The sequence below is a fragment of the Neisseria sp. HMSC061H08 genome (genome assembly GCF_001836795.1).
Lineage (GTDB): Bacteria > Pseudomonadota > Gammaproteobacteria > Burkholderiales > Neisseriaceae > Neisseria > Neisseria subflava_A.
This window is the reverse complement of the sequence record NZ_KV830576.1, coordinates 33628-51114: the sequence shown is the minus strand read 5'-3', so window position 1 is coordinate 51114 and position 17487 is coordinate 33628. Positions and strand designations below refer to the sequence as shown.

The 17487-nt window shown below is 49.0% G+C and carries 10 protein-coding genes, 1 tRNA gene, 1 pseudogene and 1 CRISPR repeat array; of the genes and pseudogenes, 4 read left to right on the top strand and 8 right to left on the bottom strand.

The genetic code is table 11. The annotated features are described in order from the left end of the window. Positions 1-33 precede the first annotated feature (33 nt). Positions 34-498: a dihydroneopterin triphosphate diphosphatase gene (nudB, locus tag HMPREF2675_RS06890; RefSeq protein WP_070461666.1), complete on the bottom strand. Its 465-nt coding sequence runs from the start codon at positions 496-498 to the stop codon at positions 34-36. 137 nt (positions 499-635) lie between these two features. After that, on the bottom strand, positions 636-1289 hold the full coding sequence (locus HMPREF2675_RS06885) for a metallophosphoesterase (RefSeq protein ID WP_070461665.1): 654 nt from the start codon (positions 1287-1289) through the stop codon (positions 636-638). A gap of 89 nt (positions 1290-1378) precedes the next feature. Between HMPREF2675_RS06885 and HMPREF2675_RS06880 the strand changes: the two genes are divergently transcribed. Next, positions 1379-1822, top strand: coding sequence for an RpiB/LacA/LacB family sugar-phosphate isomerase (locus HMPREF2675_RS06880; protein WP_070585581.1), 444 nt, complete (start codon positions 1379-1381; stop codon positions 1820-1822). A gap of 32 nt (positions 1823-1854) precedes the next feature. Here HMPREF2675_RS06880 and HMPREF2675_RS06875 read toward each other — a convergent pair whose 3' ends face one another. The 3 genes from HMPREF2675_RS06875 to HMPREF2675_RS11400 form a co-directional block, all read right to left on the bottom strand. Further along, the gene (locus HMPREF2675_RS06875; RefSeq protein ID WP_070814521.1) at positions 1855-3333 is read right to left on the bottom strand and encodes an RNA ligase; all 1479 of its coding nucleotides are present in this window, start codon (positions 3331-3333) and stop codon (positions 1855-1857) included. Between the two features lie 89 nt (positions 3334-3422). Further along, the gene (locus HMPREF2675_RS06870) at positions 3423-4994 is read right to left on the bottom strand and encodes a TROVE domain-containing protein (protein WP_070814520.1); all 1572 of its coding nucleotides are present in this window, start codon (positions 4992-4994) and stop codon (positions 3423-3425) included. Between the two features lie 409 nt (positions 4995-5403). Then, a tRNA-Gly gene (locus tag HMPREF2675_RS11400) sits at positions 5404-5473 on the bottom strand. Between the two features lie 830 nt (positions 5474-6303). On the opposite strand from HMPREF2675_RS11400, the gene HMPREF2675_RS06865 reads away from it, so the two are divergent. The 3 genes from HMPREF2675_RS06865 (at position 6304) to rtcR (ending at position 14120) form a co-directional block, all read left to right on the top strand. Beyond that, positions 6304-7059, top strand: coding sequence for a tRNA(His) guanylyltransferase Thg1 family protein (locus HMPREF2675_RS06865; protein ID WP_070814519.1), 756 nt, complete (start codon positions 6304-6306; stop codon positions 7057-7059). A 22-nt stretch (positions 7060-7081) separates the two neighbouring features. Then, a complete protein-coding gene (locus HMPREF2675_RS06860) occupies positions 7082-12409 on the top strand; it encodes a RecQ family ATP-dependent DNA helicase (RefSeq protein ID WP_070814518.1) in 5328 nt (1775 codons plus the stop codon). 88 nt (positions 12410-12497) lie between these two features. Continuing rightward, the gene (rtcR, locus tag HMPREF2675_RS06855; RefSeq protein WP_070814517.1) at positions 12498-14120 is read left to right on the top strand and encodes an RNA repair transcriptional activator RtcR; all 1623 of its coding nucleotides are present in this window, start codon (positions 12498-12500) and stop codon (positions 14118-14120) included. A 151-nt stretch (positions 14121-14271) separates the two neighbouring features. On the opposite strand, the gene fghA is transcribed toward rtcR, so the two are convergent. The 3 genes and pseudogenes from fghA to HMPREF2675_RS06840 form a co-directional block, all read right to left on the bottom strand. Continuing rightward, the gene (fghA, locus tag HMPREF2675_RS06850; protein WP_070814516.1) at positions 14272-15099 is read right to left on the bottom strand and encodes an S-formylglutathione hydrolase; all 828 of its coding nucleotides are present in this window, start codon (positions 15097-15099) and stop codon (positions 14272-14274) included. Between the two features lie 8 nt (positions 15100-15107). Then, the gene (locus HMPREF2675_RS06845; RefSeq protein WP_210399853.1) at positions 15108-16217 is read right to left on the bottom strand and encodes an S-(hydroxymethyl)glutathione dehydrogenase/class III alcohol dehydrogenase; all 1110 of its coding nucleotides are present in this window, start codon (positions 16215-16217) and stop codon (positions 15108-15110) included. A gap of 120 nt (positions 16218-16337) precedes the next feature. After that, positions 16338-16598, bottom strand: a pseudogene (locus HMPREF2675_RS06840) (CRISPR-associated helicase/endonuclease Cas3); the annotation flags it as partial. A 275-nt stretch (positions 16599-16873) separates the two neighbouring features. Continuing rightward, positions 16874-17487: direct repeats of the CRISPR family, unit length 29 nt; unit sequence GTTTCAACACACAGCCGCCCGAAGGCGGC.

Genomic DNA, 17487 nt, shown 5'->3' with positions numbered 1-17487 from the left:
CCAAGGCCGTCTGAAAATGTGAAACTGTCGTATTCAGACGGCCTTTTTGGCATTCAGCCTTTTAATCAATTCTAAAATTGCGCGTTTATTGGAAGGCGAAAACACTTTTTCCGCCGCTTCTTCCGCACCAAACCAACCGTAGGCAACGTGTTCGTCCGGTTGCAGGACAATGGGCGTATCACGCGGAATTTGGGCGGAGAAGATGTGTTCGCGGTTTTCAAACACACCTTTGGGATAGCGATGGCGCCAGTGATGATAGATTTCATAAACGGTGCTGTCGTGCCAGTTTTCCAGCAGACCGTCTGCAAGGCGGATACCGGTTTCTTCCCACACTTCGCGCCATGCGGTTTCTTCGATACGCTCGCCTTCTTCCAAGCTGCCGGTAACCGACTGCCAAAAACCTTGCGGCGCCGTGCGTTCAATCAGCAGGATATTGCCGTCTTCATCATGCAAGACAACCAAAGCGGAAACGGGATACTTCAAAGGCTTACCGCTCATGACTTGTCCTTGCCGGTTTGGTTGGGGAGGCTGATTTTTTGTAGTAAGTAAACCAAAAGGTTTTCCATGTATCACTCAAAAATGGGAAATTGATATTCAGACGGCCTTTGCCGTAAATCCGCAAAGGCCGTCTGAAATTATACCTGATTTAATTGCGCCAGTTTCCGAGACACCAGCTCTGCTGCTTCTTCCGGCGACTTGGCCTTCAACCCTGCTTCGCCAAAATACGAAATTTTAGGCAAATCACACAAAAACTTATCGACATCTTCTGCCGTCAAAAAGCGGCCGTGCAAATCGAATCCGACATTTAAAGCACGCCCTTTGATTTCCGCCACCCTGTCATGCAAATGGCCATACAAGTGATACCAACCCTGATAGCAGCCGTCCCATTCCTGTATCGGATAGTGAAAGAGAACCAGCGTATTCTTAATTTCCGGCAATTTGAGTTTCAAATACGGCCGTATGGACGACAGCAGCGGATGGCCGTCATGCTTGGTTTGGCTGCGGAAAAAATCGGCATGCTGCCGAATCACATGATCATGATTGCCGTAAATCAAGTGATGCTGCCCGTTCAAACGCGACAAAACGCGCTCTATCTGCTTATGGTCTTGGGCAAAGGAAAAATCGCCCAAGTTGTACACCGTATCTTCAGGCGTAACGGTTTCATTCCACGTTTGGATTAAAAATTCATCCATCTGCTCCACGTTATCAAACGGTCGAAATTGCGGGCAGAATTTGGCAATGTTTTTATGTGAGAAATGTAGGTCTGATGTGAAGTAGGTTTTGCTCATGCCGTGCTCTCTGCGTTGCAAGCTTGAATCGTATCACGCGCGGGCGTATGCTGAGGAATGTTTATTATTATATGCTTCAAGGAGTTCGTATGCGTTTGGTTATTGCCGCGCCGGCCAACGGCGCAATATTGAAAGACGCGCTCAAAGCGCATCTGCAAAACGACCCGCGCGTCAGCAGCTTGGTCGATTTATCCTCACCCGAAGGAAGCTATCCGCAACTCTCGTTTGCCGCGGCCGAAGAAGTCGCGGCAGGACGCGCCGACCGTGCGCTGTTGATTTGCGGCACCGGCGTGGGCACGGCAATCGCCGCCAATAAGGTGCGCGGCATACGGGCGGCGACAGCGCATGATTTACTTACGCTCCGCGGCTCGGTGGAAAATTATGATGCGCAGGTTTTATGTATGGGGCAAAACGTCATTGCCGCTCCGGCCGCTTGGGCATTGGTCGATATCTGGTTTGACTTGCGCCACGACACAAGCAGCGGCTATGCACCTAAGGTTGGCGAAATCGAAGCGTATGAGCGCGGAAAATAAATACGCATTGCTCCATATATTTTCAGACAGCCTTACAACTGCTTCAAAAACGCCTGAATAAACGCGATTTTATCCAATTCCGGCATAGCGTTGAACGCTTCCTGATGCTCGTGGATGTAGTCGATTAAAGGATAAAACTCTTCATCGACGTGGCGTTTGTCGAGCTTGCGTCCGATGTTGCCTTCGTTGCTTCGTCCCAGAAACTTGGAAATCAGGTAATACGGCGATTTGAGTTTGAACAGCATTTCGCCGTTTTGGGCATCAAACACCATAAAACCTTCGTGTTCCACATTTTTCAGACGGCCTTTCAGCTCGCCGAACGTGATGTTTTTCAGCATTTCTGGACGGCGGATGCCGTATTGTTTGCCGATCTCGTCCAATTCCGCTTCAGAAAATTGACGGCCGCTCGCCACGTCGATGCAGCCGATTAAGGTTTCCCCCAATTCTTCTCGGATGATGTGCACGTCTTTTGCGTCTGTGATTTCAAACAAAAAAGTGTGATTCGGATAAGCGCGGAACAGGGTTTCGTATTGTGCGCAGTGTGCGGCGGTCATGTCTGCAAACGCGCTATCAAGCGAACCGGTGGTCGAATACAGCACTTTGCCGTCAAACGCCGCGCCTTTGGACGGGTGGTCGTCTGAAAGCGAGACGAAAGTGCAGCAGCCGAGGAAGCCGTTCACTTTTACGACCGCATCCACCAATCGCTCGTCGCCGACGCGGATCGGGTAACGGCTGCCTTTGGCAATACGCTCCGAATAATTGAACACTTTTTTAAACGGGCGCACGATGATGCGGTTGTGCGCGTCGATAATCAAACCGCGCATTTCCAGCAGCGCATCGTCGAAGCGGTTGTCGTAGAACACGCTGCGGGCGTATTTCAACACGCGCAATTCGGGATAACGCTTGGATGCTTTGGCGGTAAAGTTGCGGCTGCCGTGTTGCAGATAATTTTCGGTGACGAAGGTTTGCTGCGCTTCGTCAAACGGCAGGGGTTGCCGCTCGAAAGCCTGCATTTGCTTGATTTTTTCCAGTTGTTCCGCGCTGGCGGGCTGCACGGCATCGACGTGGATTTCGTTTGCCACGCGGTTTTGGTTCAGCTTGATATACGCCGCCAACACGTCATGCTCTTTCACGCCGTGCAGGTTGGGATAGAAATTGTGCATACGGTAGATTTCTGTTTCAAAACCGCTCTTTTTCGCCAGATCCAACAAATGGCGGCAACGCGAAGCTTTTTGGTTGGTGTTGGAATGGATGATTAAAATGTTGCGGTTCGGATTTTGGCGTCCGACTTTCAAGGTTTCGGTCATCAAAGCATTACCGCGTTTCTGCGCCTTATCCACCGCCTCGCCCGACCAGCGGTACACGCCGTTTTCATCGGTCATGAACAAGTCGTTTTCGATGCGGACGATTTCGGCATCACGGTACTTCGCTTTAAATTCGGCGGCTTTTTGTTCGGCGAAAGTTGATTTTCCCGAACCTTGGTGTCCACGGATTAAGATGAATTTTTGCATTTTGTTTCCTTATTCTTTTTCTCAGCTTGCCCTGAATAAATAGGCCGTCTGAAAAATATTTCTACCCTATTTTCAGACGGCCTTTAGCTTCAGTTCACCGCCGCCAGCTCGGTTTTCTCAATCTCTTCCACCCAGAAATCCGCGCCCATACCTTGCTCGGCGAACGAGCCGATCAGCGTGAACACTTGGTCGGAGAAGCCCCCGATGTTCAAGATGTCGCGGCGGTTTTGCGCTTGTGCAGTGGTGTAGGGTTGGATGTCCAAGCAGACGAGTTTGGCTTCGGGACAGCGTTGTTTCAGGATGTCCCACTCTTTCATCAGACCGGTTTTGCCGCCCCATTGTCCGAGGTCTGCCCAGCTTTCGTTATCAGACACGATGACGACCAAGTCCACATCGGCTTTTTCGCGGTTCAGCAGGGCAAGCGGTGCGCTGCATGCCGTTCCGCCGCCGCCGATATTGGCGAGTTTTTGGGCGTTGGTCATGATGCTGTCGCGCGGGTTGAGCTGCACGTTTACCGTGATTTGTTCAAACGGTATTACGCGGGCTTGCGGATTGGTACGCAACATGGCGGCAGACACGAGTGCGGCGATGTCGATGCAGCGGGTTCTGCTGGTCGCGCTGCCGCGATAGCCGGTAGCCGGGCTGTGCATGGAGCCGGAGACGTCCGGGCAAACCACGACTTTGCCTCGGATGGCCGGTACGTTTTGTACGGCGGTTTCCATCGCATCTTGCAGTGCTTCGCGGATTTCAGACGGCATCTGTTCGGATGTCGCCTGATATGCGGTCAGCAATTGGTAAGGCAGGACGCGGGCGCGGCGGATGGCGGTTTTGTCGCGTAGTTTTTCTGCCACCATTTTGATGTTTTTGCTTTTGGCAAACACATCGTGGCGCAGGAATGTGTTCAGGTTTTGGCGAACCTGCTGCCATGAGCCGTTGCGGGCGATTTGCGTCCAGTCGCCGCTGTTCAATTCCAAGGCAGTGAGCATTTGGAACGGAACGTCGGGCAATGCGCCTTGGCGGCTTTGTTTGTAGTCTTCAAAAGCGCGGGTGATGGGCGGCAATGCTTCGCGGTCGTACGGTTTGCCGATAAGCCACGCAAACCAGGCGGCACGCCATGCTTCACGCGGTTTGGGATGCACCATTTTGACCACGTCCGCCAGCGACGGCGAATTGCCGACGGCTGCGTTCAACAGTTGTTTTTCGGTGGCGGTCAAAAGCCAAGTCTGCATCAGTTTTTTCGGACGGTTGCCGAAGGACTTTCTGCCGACTGCGCCGCTGCGGATGATTTGTGCGAAGTTGCGCAACATTTTACCGTTGTCCGCCACTTGGTCGAATACGCGGGCAAGCATGTTCACATCTTTCTGCGCCAATACGGCAAGCAACAGCGCAGGCATGTCTTTCATGAAACCTTTTTGACGCGCGTACACGGCGGTTTTGGCGATAAACTCGGCATCCAGTTGTTCCGCCAATTCCAATACTTGCTCAAGCTGGTCTTGCGCATCGGTGTAGTAAGTGCTGTTCAGGCAGCCGGTGGCGGCAAGCTGGGCGAGCTGTTGTTTGGGTGTCAGCGTGTAGGCGATGCCGCCTGCTTCGTTGCGGGTATTGGCGGCAGTCAAACGGGTTTTAACGGATTGGAACAAGGTGGTGTTAGCCATTTTCATTTCCTTTTGTGTTGTTGGTTTTGGGTGGTCTGGGGGTTTAGCTCCGTAGAAACTTCATTGAAGCTGTGCTTTCAGACGGCCTCGAACGGGTGGCGGCGCGGCGGTTAGTATTTGAAGAGATACGGTTTTTTAACGTGGAAGGTTAATGTAATCTCTTCAGGCATCCGCCTGCCGCCGTAAAAAGGGGGTACGGCGGGCAGCTAGGTTTTTGGGAAACAGCCGATGCTCTACCAACTGAGCTACCCGCTTGGAGCGGGGCAGGATTCGAACCTGCGACACGCGGATTAACTGTAGTTTCCCAAGGCATCTGTCTGCCGTACCGGAAAGGGGTGGTACAGCAGGCAGCTAGGTGTTGGAGAAATTCTCTTCCGATGCTCTACCCCTGAGCTATCCTGCCATAGAAGTTTGTTGGCGGCAGGGCGGGACTCGAACCCGCGACCTTCGGACGTGGAATGTAATTCCTCCGGCATCTGTCTGCCGTACCGGAAAAGGGTGGGCAGCTAGGCTGTGGCAGGATTCCTGCTTCGTATTATTAGTACGACGATTGTTTATCCAATGTAATCCTGCCGGCATCCGCCCGTAAAACTTGCGTATATTGGTTTTAACTCCGCAGAAACTCTGCTTCTTTCGGCAACTTTGTTGAAGTTACGCTTTCAGACGGCCTTTTGCTTTCAATCATGTATACATCGATGATTTGCCAAGTGTTCATAACAAACATCCTGTTTCAGGCCACCTGAAAATATTTAAAGGGGCGGCACAGCAAACAACGAGTTTTTGGGAAACGTTTAACCGCTCTACCAGACTGAGCTACCCGCCGAAAGCGGGGCAGGACTCGAACCTGCGACCAATGTAGTTTCCAAAGCATTTGTTTTTCCATGCCGCGAAAAAAGGTGGGCGGCTAGATTGGCAGGATTTCGCCGTTTCCGGCGGCGGGAATCGAACCCGCTGTTTCCAGACAATGTAATCCTGCCGGCATCCGCCCGTAGGGGGCACCTCGGCAACTAGAGGTGGAGAAATTGTTACGCGCTCTATCCTCTGAGCTACTCTGCCATCGTTGGCGGCAGAGGCGGGATTCGAACCCGCGACCTCGAGCATCGGTAGGCTGTAATTCCTCCGGCATTTGCCGGTGCCTGAAAACCATATTGCAATAGCCGTGCCAAGCGTGGGAAAAATAGAGAAAATTGTTTATAATATACTGAAAATAAAAAGAAGATATTTTCAGGTAGCCTTTTGCTGCGGAAGGCGTAGAATGCCGAAAAATAGATTTTAAGATACTAATATAGAAGATAAGATATACGGAGGAAACGCGATGCGATTCGACGATTTGGACAAACGCCTGCGGCAATACGAAACCGCTTACGATTTCTGCGTGCCGCAGGAAAATTTCATTGTAGTGCGCTTGGACGGGCGCGGTTTTACACGGCTGACCAAGGAAATTTGGCAGTTTGAAGCCCCGTTCGACATCCGTTTCCGCGATTTGATGGCACACACTGTCCGCCATCTGATGCAGTGCGGCTTCAATGTGGCGTACGGCTATTCCGAAAGCGACGAAATCTCGCTGCTGTTGCGCCGCGACGACGATACGTTCAAACGCAAAACGCGCAAAATCATTTCGGTATTGGCGGGCGAAGCCAGCGCCGCCTTTTCGGTGGCACACGGGCAGCCCGCCGCTTTTGATGCACGGGTTTGCGTTTTGCCGAATGAGAAACTGGTGGTCGATTACTTCCGCTGGCGGCATGAAGACTCATACCGTAACGCGCTCAACGCCCACTGCTATTGGATGTTGCGCAAGAAAGGAGAAAGCGTGTCCCGCGCTACAGATGCCGTCAGCGGCCTGACACGCGTGCAAAAGCACGATTTGTTATTTGAAAACAATATCAATTTCAACGAACTGCCTGCGTGGCAGAAACGTGGCTTCGGTGTGTATTTTCAGACGGCCTTAAAAGAAGGTTTTAATCCGAAAACTGACGAAACCGTACAAGTCAAACGCCAAATCCTGCATACGGATTTCGAGCTGCCGTTGGGCGATGATTACGGCGCATTTGTCTTGGAAAGAATTGTTTAAATTGTTTAGAGATCGTCTAAAAATGAATACTGCTACAAAAGGACAAATCCCCGCTGTTCTTATCATTGATTTGGAAGTCGATCCAAAAACCGACAAGCCGTTCAAAATTGGTGCATTCCGCCCCGACTCAGGTTTGTTTTTTGAAAAAGCTTTTCGTGGAGAAAAGGGTTTTCATACCGCCTTGTGTGAAATGGCTCATCTGACCAGTGGATTAAAGTGGCTGATGGGGCACAACATCCTCGGGCACGATTTAAAATATTTGAAGGCCGTAGTGCCCGAAGCCGCATGGCTTAAAGTGCCTGTTATCGATACGCTATGGCTCTCGCCTTTGGCATTTCCGCAAAATCCGTATCACCGACTAATCAAAAACCATAAAATCATCTCTTCTGAAATTAATTCCCCGCTTGCCGACTGTCACGCTTGCTGGCAGCTTTTTCAAGACCAATGCACTGCGTTCGGAAAAATCAAAGCCGAAAAGCCCGAGGAGTTTGCGCTGTGGACAGCCCTGTCTGATATACCCCTGCCGTATCGTCTTTCAGAAGACATTATGATTCCCGAGCGTGATACATCGCCAGATGTCAAGAAACTGATCGACACTATTTGGTTGATGATGCAGGACAACAATGATCAAGGTCGTCTGAAAGTCTGCCGTACACGTTTTTTGGAGTTAATGAAAACTGACATCCGCAATCCTGCCATATATCCTTCCCTCAGCTATGCCTTATCTTGGTTAAATGTCTCTGGTGGTAATTCTGTGTTAGCTCCGTGGGTGAGGCACCAGTTTCCCGATACGGCTCGGCTGATTGCCGAATTGCGCGACCATGATTGCGGTAGTACGGAATGCCGTTATTGTCAGGATACACTCAATCCTGAAGCGCAGTTACAGCGTTATTTCAAACTACCTACTTTTCGCGATGTAAAAGGATTTGATGGTGGACAACGTGCTGTGGTGCAATCAGGTATGAAGGGGTTGCATACGCTGGCGGTGCTACCCACGGGCGGCGGCAAATCCTTGTGTTATCAGTTGCCAGCACTCAACCGCTACTACCGCAACGGAGGCTTGACAATAGTTGTTTCACCTTTGCAATCGCTGATGAAAGATCAGTTGGACGGTTTGGAGAAAAAAGGAGCTACCTGCGCTGCTATGCTTAACGGCTTGGTTGAGGTGGTTGAGCGCGCCCAAATTTTAGACAAAATAGCCTTAGGCGATATCGGCATTTTGTTTGTCGCGCCTGAACAGTTCCGCAACACCAGTTTTATTAACGCTATTTCGCAACGCCAAATCAACGGCTGGGTATTCGATGAGGCACATTGTCTGTCTAAATGGGGCCATGATTTCCGTCCAGACTATCTATACGCAGTCAAATTTATCGCTAAACACAGCAAAAACAACGGTACGGTTGCTCCGATAAGTTGTTTTACTGCTACTGCCAAACCTGATGTCCTCGCCGACATCACTAACCATTTCCGTGAAGAGGCTGGTATTGAATTCCGCCAATTTATTGGTGACAACGAGCGCGACAATCTGTTTTATGATGTGCTGGAAATTTCAGATGACCTTAAAAAGCAAAAAATCAACGAACTGTTGCATCGTGAACTTGATCATCAAAGCGGAGGTGCAGTGGTATTTGTCGGGCGGCGGAAAAGTGCGGAAACCTATTCAGATTATCTGAAAGAACAAGGCTGGGCATGTGAGCATTTCCACGCAGGCTTGGGGAACAACGAAAAAGCCGATATTCAAAACCAGTTTATTGGCGGTAATTTGCGCGTTATTGTCGCCACCAACGCCTTTGGTATGGGCGTGGATAAACCTGACGTACGCTTGGTTATTCACGCTGAAATCACCGGCTCGCTGGAAAATTATTTGCAGGAAGCGGGCAGAGCAGGGCGTGATCAGGCAGAGGCAAAATGCGTGTTGCTGTATGACGGCAAAGACGTGGATACGCAGTTTTCCATCAGCAAAATGTCGCAAATCGAATTGCGCGATTTGAAATCAGTGTGGAAGAAAGTTGGTTGGCTGAATCAGGCGGCATACGGCAAAGACCATTGCGGTGAAATCGTGGCAACAGGTGGCGAAATTTTGCGCGACACCGAGGAGTACATGAGTTTTGACAGCGATGATAGACAGGCAGATACCAAAGTCAAAACCGTATTGGCATGGTTGGAACGTGCAGACTTATTGGAACGTAAGGAAAATCAAACCCGTATTTTCCCCGCACGCTCAGGTCGTCTGAATCTAGATGAGGTGCTGGCAATTATTGAAAAAAACAAGTTCAGCAAGCGTATCTCGGAAATTTACCAAACGATTGCCGAAATTGTGTTTAAAGCGCCAGAGGACGCGCCTTTGAGTACCGATGATTTGGTGCAGGCAACAGCATGTAGTTTCACCGAATTGCGAGGTCATCTAAAAAAGCTGGAGGAATTGGGTATCCTTACCAACGATACGCATATGACGATCATTTTGCGTACCGATAACATAAAGCCTGCCGACAAACGTCTGGCACAAGTTATCGCCTGTGAGGAAAAACTCTGGCAGATTTTAAAAAACGAAATTCCAGAAGCAGATCAAGGTATTTGGCAAAACCTCTCATTGAGCGCTGTCTGCCACCAAATGCATGAGGTAGGTTTAGAAACCAATCCTGCTGAAATCAAACTTCTGATGCAGTCGCTTGCCGATGATAAAGCAGCAGAGCGAACAAACAGCAGTGGAAGTTTCCAAATCCGTGATGTTGGCAACAACCTTTTGAAAGTACGTTTCAAGAATCCCCAAAGCGACAGTTGGGAAAACCTACAAAACAATGCCGAACTTCGCCGTAATATCGGTCTGTGCCTTTTACCATTCCTAATGACAAAAACCAATGGAGTGCGTCAAAAAGACGTAATGGTTGAAACCCGTATGGGTGAATTGGTGCAGCAGCTTGCCGACGATTTGGTATTATCGGTACAAATCCCGGCTGACCGTCGCGAGCTTCTGCTCAGGCAGACACTGCTGTTTATGCACAAACAAGGCATTATCAAACTCAATCACGGTATGACCATTCTGAGACATGCCATGACTATTACACCCAATCCAAAAGCACTCTCAGCTAAACGCCAGTATCTTGCGGAGGACTATAAACCGCTTTCCATTTTTTACGGCGAAAAACGCTTTCAAATCCATGTGATGCAGGAATATGCCCTTCGCGCACTGAAAAATCTTACTGAAGGGTTGAATTTGGTGCGTGATTACTTTGGCTTGGAAGAAAAGAATTTTAAGAATAAATGGTTTAAAGGTCGTCTGAAAGAATTGGACGAGCCTGCATCGCCACAAACCCTGCGTGAAATTACAGACGGGCTGAATGAGATGCAGAAAGCCGTTGTTACCGACCAAAGCGGCAGCAACCGTCTTATTCTTGCCGGACCGGGTTCAGGAAAAACGCGAGTTATTGTACACCGTGTTGCCTACCTTTTACGGGTGCAACATGTTCCCGCATCCGCCATCATTGTATTGACTTTCAACCGTTTGGCGGCGCAGGAGGTCAAGCGCCGCCTGTTCGGACTGGTCGGCCCTCTTGCTGCTGCCGTTACGGTTATGACTTATGACGGTATGGCAATGCGGCTTTTGGGTGTGCGCTTTGACGGCAACAACCGAGAATACGGCAAAAGTCAGTTTAAAGAATGGTGCAGGCAGGCTGCCGCTATGCTTTCAGGCGACCTTGAAAACGATGATGGTAACGATGAAACACGCGAACGTATCATGGCGGGCTTCCGCTATATTCTGGTAGATGAATACCAAGACATCAGTGAAGAACACTACCAGCTTGTTTCTGCGCTTGCGGGTAGGAAGCGGGCTGAAGAAGACAAGCTGACCATTCTGGCGGTTGGCGACGATGACCAAAACATCTACGCCTTCAACGGCACCAGCAACGAGTACATCCACCGTTTCCAAAAAGACTACGACGTTGCCCAACCTGACTATTTGACCTACAACTACCGCAGTACGCAGCACATCATCAGCGCTGCCAACAGCGTGATAAATGGTCTGACAGGTCGTCTGAAAACACTGCATCCGATTGTTATCAACCCTGAACGTCAAACACAGCCCAACGGTGGCGTATGGGCTGCAACAGACAGCATACGGCAGGGGCGTGTGCGCCACATCAGCCTGCCGTTCGGTAGCAGCAGCAACATACAGGGACAAGCTGTTATCACTGAAATAGGTCGTCTGAAAACCTTGAGCGAAGTCGCATGGAATGAAATTGCAATTTTATCCCGTCATAATGCCAGTCTCAAACCTCTGCAGGCATGGTGTGAACAAAACGGCATACCTTATTTTTTGAGTGCCGACAAAAGCAGCAAAATCAAATTGCGCCACACCCGTGAGTTTGTCCGCCTGATTGAAGGAGTGGAAAAACAAACCGAAGGCTTTACATCACAAGCTTTCGCAGAACTTATTAGTGAACAAGTGAAAAAAAGTGGTGGCAGTTGGTGCGTTTGGTTTAGGCAATTACAAACTGATTTCTTAAACGAATATCCACTGCAAGATGAGAAGCTACCTGAAAAGTCGGATAACCTTGCAGAGAGTCGTGAGGCAGAAATCCAAGCGTCGCCCATAGAAGACAACGGGTCGTCTGAAAACGGTAGTGGCACTGTTAACCGATATTCGTCTGCCTTTCTGAAAAGCTGGCTCTACGAATATGTAGGTGATGAACATGAAACCCGTTCGGAAGGTATATTTCTAGGCACGGCACATGCAGTCAAAGGATTGGAGTTTAAGCACGTCTTCATTTTAGACGGAGGTTGGCAGGGAGCTGACGAAGCCGAACAGAGGCTTTATTACGTCGCTATGACTCGTGCCATAGAAACATTGACCCTACTGCAAACTACTCCAGAGCATCCTTGGATGGCAAAGCTACCTGATAATATTGAAAGAGTAGCTCAAATCTTTACCGAATTACCTGATTTGAATACCGAATACAGACGTTTGGCGGCTTATCGAAACACGGCAGCCGAGGGAAAAGTCGACAGCAAAAGTGATTTGGATATCGACTTCATCGTCTGTCACAACAATGTCGAAACTGTGAAACAACGCCTGTTTACTGCTGCGAAACTGAAAAAAGACGATCCACTGGAAATGAAACGAACGGAGGATGGCAGATATATTTTCCTTTCTGATGATATTGAAGTTGCCCGTACCGTTAAATTACCACCGTTGCCGACAAAAACTACCGCCTACGCCAACACTTTCAGAGTACGTTATTTAGACGAAGTAGGAGAATCATTTCGCCAACGTATCCCAGAAAAAATCGGTACTAAACAGCTGGAAAAATGGACGCTTGTTATTCCTATGTTAGTGATACCGCCTGAGTAAAAAGAGTTTTTCAGGCTATCTCAAACATGAAGAAGGCAGCTTGAATACAAGGCTGTCTGAGACTCGAACGGAATAAACGGAATAAAAGATGAGTAACAAAAAACAAGTCGCCGTCAGCTTTCTCGGTACGGTATTGGACAGCGGTTTCGGTCAAGGGCGTTGGTTGAAATGGCGGCCGAATGTCGCCATGAATCAGCGTCAAGATTTTCATCTTGACCGCATGGAGCTGTTTTATGCGGAGAAATATCGCGACCTGGCGGAGCATGTAAAAGCCGATATTCAGCAGGTGTCGCCGCACACGGTCGTCAATCTTGTACCTATGGAGCTGGCAAACCCGTGGGATTTCTCTGAGGTTTATACCAAACTGCACGATTGGGCGGCGAGCTATCCATTTGATACAGAAGAAGAAACCTATCTCACCCACATCACCACAGGCACACACGTTGCCCAAATCTGCCTGTTTTTATTGGTGGAATCGCGTCAAATCCCCGGCGTGCTGTTGCAGACTGCGCCGCCGAAAAATCAAAGACGCAGTATGGAGGACGGCAATGTCGGCAGTTATGAAATCATCGATTTAGACTTGGCTCGTTACGACGTACTGGCAGAACGCCTTGCCGCCGTACGCGATGACGCAGTGCGCTACCTGAAAAGCGGTATTTCCACCCAAAACGCCGCTTTCAACCGCATGATTGCCGAAATCGAACAAGTCGCGCTCAACTCCCCTTCCCCCATTCTGCTTTCCGGCCCGACAGGCGCAGGCAAATCTATGTTGGCACGCAGGATTTTTGAGTTGAAAAAAGCGCGCCATCTGATTAAAGGCACATTTGTCGATGTAAACTGCGCCACCCTTCGCGGCGACGGCGCAGCATCTGCCCTGTTCGGCCACAAAAAAGGCGCCTTTACCGGCGCCGCAGAAAAACGTGAAGGCTATCTAAAAACTGCCGACGGCGGCGTATTGTTTTTAGACGAAATTGGAGAATTGGGCTTGGACGAACAAGCCATGTTACTCAAAGCCATTGAAGAGAAACACTTTTATCCCGTTGGCAGCGACAGCGAAGTCAAAAGCGACTTCCAACTCATCGCCGGCACCAACCGCGACTTACGCCACGAAATTCGCGCCGGACGCTTCCGAGAAGACCTGTTCGCCCGTATCAACATCTGGAATTACCCACTACCTGCACTCGCCAACCGTCGCGAAGACATCGAACCCAACGTCGAACACCAGCTTGCCCTAGCCTCGCAAGAACTCGGTCGAACCACCCGCTTCAACAAAGAAGCCCTGGCCGCCTACCTCGACTTTGCCCACTCCAACCAAGCACCGTGGCGCGGCAACTTCCGCGACCTCGCCGCCAGCATCATGCGCCTGGCCACACTCGCGCCGCAAGGCAGGATACAAGTAGAACAAGTCCAAGCTGAAATCGAACGCCTCAAATGGTTATGGTCGGAAGAACCCTTTTCAGACGGCCTCCTACATAAAAGGCCGTCTGAAAAAACACAAGACTACCCCGATAAAGTCGATTGGGACACATTGGATTTGTTCGACAAACTACAACTACAACACGTTATCGATGAATGCCGCAAACACCCCAATATGGCCGCTGCCGGCCGTGCATTGTTCAATGTCTCCCGAACAGAAAGGGCAAAAGTCAATGACAGCGACCGACTGAGAAAGTATTTGCAACGGTTTGGACTGGAATGGGGGGATATTTAAATAGAGTGTGCAAGCTAGCTCATTTTAATCGCATTATTTTTCATCATTTATAAAAAATAAAAGGCATCAATTTGATGCCTTTTATTTTCGTTAACATGAAAAATAAACGTTCATACCAACGTTTGATCGATTCACTAATCACTTCTTTGGTTTACTTCAAAAATGCCGCATGATAGGCAATATGCTCACCAATAAAACTGGCGATGAAGTAATAGCTATGATCATAGCCTTTGTGGAAGCGCACATCGACCGGTTGATTTGCCGCACGACAGGTTTCAATAAAATCTTCGGTACGCAATTGTGTTGACAAAAACTCATCTTCCAAGCCCTGATCAATGCGCATACCTTGCACTTTATAGCCTTGTTGGATGAGCGAGTTGGCATCATATTGCTGCCATTTTTCGCGATCTTTTCCTAAATAGGCAGAAAAGGCTTTTTCTCCCCAAGGCACAAGGCTTGGCGACAAAATGGGCGAAAAGGCAGAAACACTTTGATAACGTTCTCGGTTTCGCAGTGCCAATACCAATGCGCCGTGTCCGCCCATTGAATGTCCCATAATGGAACGTTTGCCGTTGGTAGAAAATTTTTCCTCAATCAGACTAGGCAACTCATTCAAAATATAATCATACATTTGATAATTCGTCGCCCAAGGCTGCTCGGTCGCATTCAGATAAAAGCCCGCACCCTGCCCTAAATCGTAAGCAGCATCGTTCGGCACTTGCTCCCCGCGAGGGCTGGTATCGGGGGCAACCACAATCACTTGATGTTCTGCCGCGTAACGCTGAAAGCCTGATTTGGTAATGAAATTTTGTTCCGTACACGTTAAGCCGGAAAGCCAATAAATCACACCAAGCGGTCGATTCTCCTGATTATCCGGCAAATAGACGGCAAATTTCATTTCGCATTGAAGCGTTTGGGCATGATGTGCCCAAACTTGTTGCGAACCACCAAAAATTTGATGTTGTTCAATCAGTTTCATCGCGTACCTTAGTAATGAATAACAGCACGGATCGATTTACCTTCATGCATTAAATCAAAGGCTTCATTGATTTGATCAAGTGTCATTGTGTGGGTCACAAATGGTTCTAACTCGATGTTGCCTTTCATTGAATCTTCCACCATTTTCGGCAGTTCAGAGCGACCTTTCACACCACCAAACGCCGAGCCTTTCCAAACACGACCTGTTACCAACTGGAACGGACGAGTTGAAATTTCTTGGCCTGCACCCGCTACGCCGATGATAATGGATTGTCCCCAGCCACGGTGTGCACTTTCTAAGGCCTGACGCATTACGTTTACGTTGCCGATACATTCAAAGGTATGGTCAATGCCCCATTTATTGATGTCTAACAACACATCTTTAATCGGTTTATCGTAATCGTTCGGGTTCAAACAATCAGTTGCACCAAACTGTTTTGCCAACTCGAATTTTGAGGGATTGGTATCAATAGCAATAATGCGGCCGGCTTTGGCTTGACGCGCACCTTGCACCACCGCCAAACCAATCGCCCCCAAGCCAAACACAGCAACAGAGTCGCCCTCTTGCACTTTTGCTGTGTTATGTACCGCACCAATACCTGTGGTAACGCCGCAGCCGAGTAAACATACTTGTTCATGGTTGGCTTCTGGATTAATTTTTGCCAGTGAAACTTCTGCAACAACAGAGTATTCACTGAAAGTCGAACAGCCCATATAGTGATAGATCGGCTGGCCTTGATAAGAAAAACGCGTCGTGCCGTCCGGCATTAAACCTTTACCTTGCGTATCACGCACTGAGACGCATAAGTTGGTTTTACCTGAACGACAAAACTCACATTCGCCACATTCAGCGGTATAAAGAGGAATAACGTGATCACCCGGTTTTACGCTTGACACACCTTCGCCCACAGCAACAACCACACCCGCACCTTCGTGTCCAAGCACCACTGGGAATACGCCTTCAGGATCGCTTCCTGATAACGTAAATGCATCAGTATGGCACACGCCCGTGTGCGTGTTACGAATTAACACCTCGCCTTTGCGTGGCATTTCTACGTCGATTTCCACAATTTGTAAGGGTTGATTTGGTGCGAATGCCACCGCCGCACGAGATTTGATGGTTGAATTGGTTTGTTTATTTTCCATTATTTTTGCCTTTTAATTCATTAAAAAAGTTATCTAGCCAAAGTAAGATAACAACAGCTTATACTCTGACCTCCACTATAAAGCAAGCATTTTTGCAATTTTCACTCCAGCGGTAGCATAATCGACTGATGGGCCACCATGCAATCGGCGGTCAAATGGTTCCGAATATTTCCCTAAGTCATGAAGCTGTCCTGTCTGGCAGGCCTGTTCCTGCGCACCAAATACCCGAGCAAACTCCGCCGCCATTTCCCCAACATTGACCGAATGGCTTTGCAAGGTTTGCCAATGTTCGTAAGGTAAGAGATTACCGAGTTCGTCTTGCGCGGAATGAGCGTAGTAAATTAGAGGTTTCATATTGAAATTCTAAAAAATTCAGACTGATATCATGCAATGATAATATGATATTAAATTTAACATGTAAATAGAAAAAATGCCGTCTGAAACTTTTTCAGACGGCATTGTCATTTATTAATCTTTATAACTTGCTTCTAATATCCTCCACTGCTTTCACTAAAGCTTCGGAAAGCGAAGGATCAAAAGAAAAGTGGCCTGCTTGGACGATATTTGAACATACAGCCACCTTCAGGTGGCTGACGGAATAGGTCTGCATAGAATTCGTAGTTGCTGGAGTTTCAACACACAGCCCAGGCCAACACCGCTGTGCCTTTAAATTCTGCTTCGTTGTTTCAACACACAGCCGCCCGAAGGCGGCTGGAAGGCTTTTATTTCCTGCCCGCCTGCCACGTGGCGTTTCAACACACAGCCGCCCGAAGGCGGCTGGGATAATGTTTTTGCTGATGTTTGTTTTAATCACAGTTTCAACACACAGCCGCCCGAAGGCGGCTGGGCTGGGAGTAAGAAAATGAGCAGACTTGATAAAGTGTTTCAACACACAGCCGCCCGAAGGCGGCTGGCCCTTCTATTGATGCAAACCCTACGCCATTTGTAGTTTCAACACACAGCCGCCCGAAGGCGGCTGGCAAAAGCCAAGACAATCGGCAAACTGCTTGACGAGTTTCAACACACAGCCGCCCGAAGGCGGCTGGTCATAACAAGGCATAAAGCATAGAATCTAATTTTCTGTTTCAACACACAGCCGCCCGAAGGCGGCTGGATTTGTGAGAAATTGCAGGAAAAAGGTTCAACAGTTTCAACACACAGCCGCCCGAAGGCGGCTGGCTTTTACCCAGTTTTTGAGGCTGCTCATGCCGTCTGTTTCAACACACAGCCGCCCGAAGGCGGC

Excerpts from the sequence above, each read along its gene's own strand:
- nudB (WP_070461666.1), bottom strand. The coding sequence starts at position 498 with ATGAGCGGTAAGCCTTTGAAGTATCCCGTTTCCGCTTTGGTTGTCTTG.
- HMPREF2675_RS06885 (WP_070461665.1), bottom strand. The coding sequence starts at position 1,289 with ATGAGCAAAACCTACTTCACATCAGACCTACATTTCTCACATAAAAAC.
- HMPREF2675_RS06880 (WP_070585581.1), top strand. The coding sequence starts at position 1,379 with ATGCGTTTGGTTATTGCCGCGCCGGCCAACGGCGCAATATTGAAAGAC.
- HMPREF2675_RS06875 (WP_070814521.1), bottom strand. The coding sequence starts at position 3,333 with ATGCAAAAATTCATCTTAATCCGTGGACACCAAGGTTCGGGAAAATCA.
- HMPREF2675_RS06870 (WP_070814520.1), bottom strand. The coding sequence starts at position 4,994 with ATGAAAATGGCTAACACCACCTTGTTCCAATCCGTTAAAACCCGTTTG.
- HMPREF2675_RS06865 (WP_070814519.1), top strand. The coding sequence starts at position 6,304 with ATGCGATTCGACGATTTGGACAAACGCCTGCGGCAATACGAAACCGCT.
- HMPREF2675_RS06860 (WP_070814518.1), top strand. The coding sequence starts at position 7,082 with ATGAATACTGCTACAAAAGGACAAATCCCCGCTGTTCTTATCATTGAT.
- rtcR (WP_070814517.1), top strand. The coding sequence starts at position 12,498 with ATGAGTAACAAAAAACAAGTCGCCGTCAGCTTTCTCGGTACGGTATTG.
- fghA (WP_070814516.1), bottom strand. The coding sequence starts at position 15,099 with ATGAAACTGATTGAACAACATCAAATTTTTGGTGGTTCGCAACAAGTT.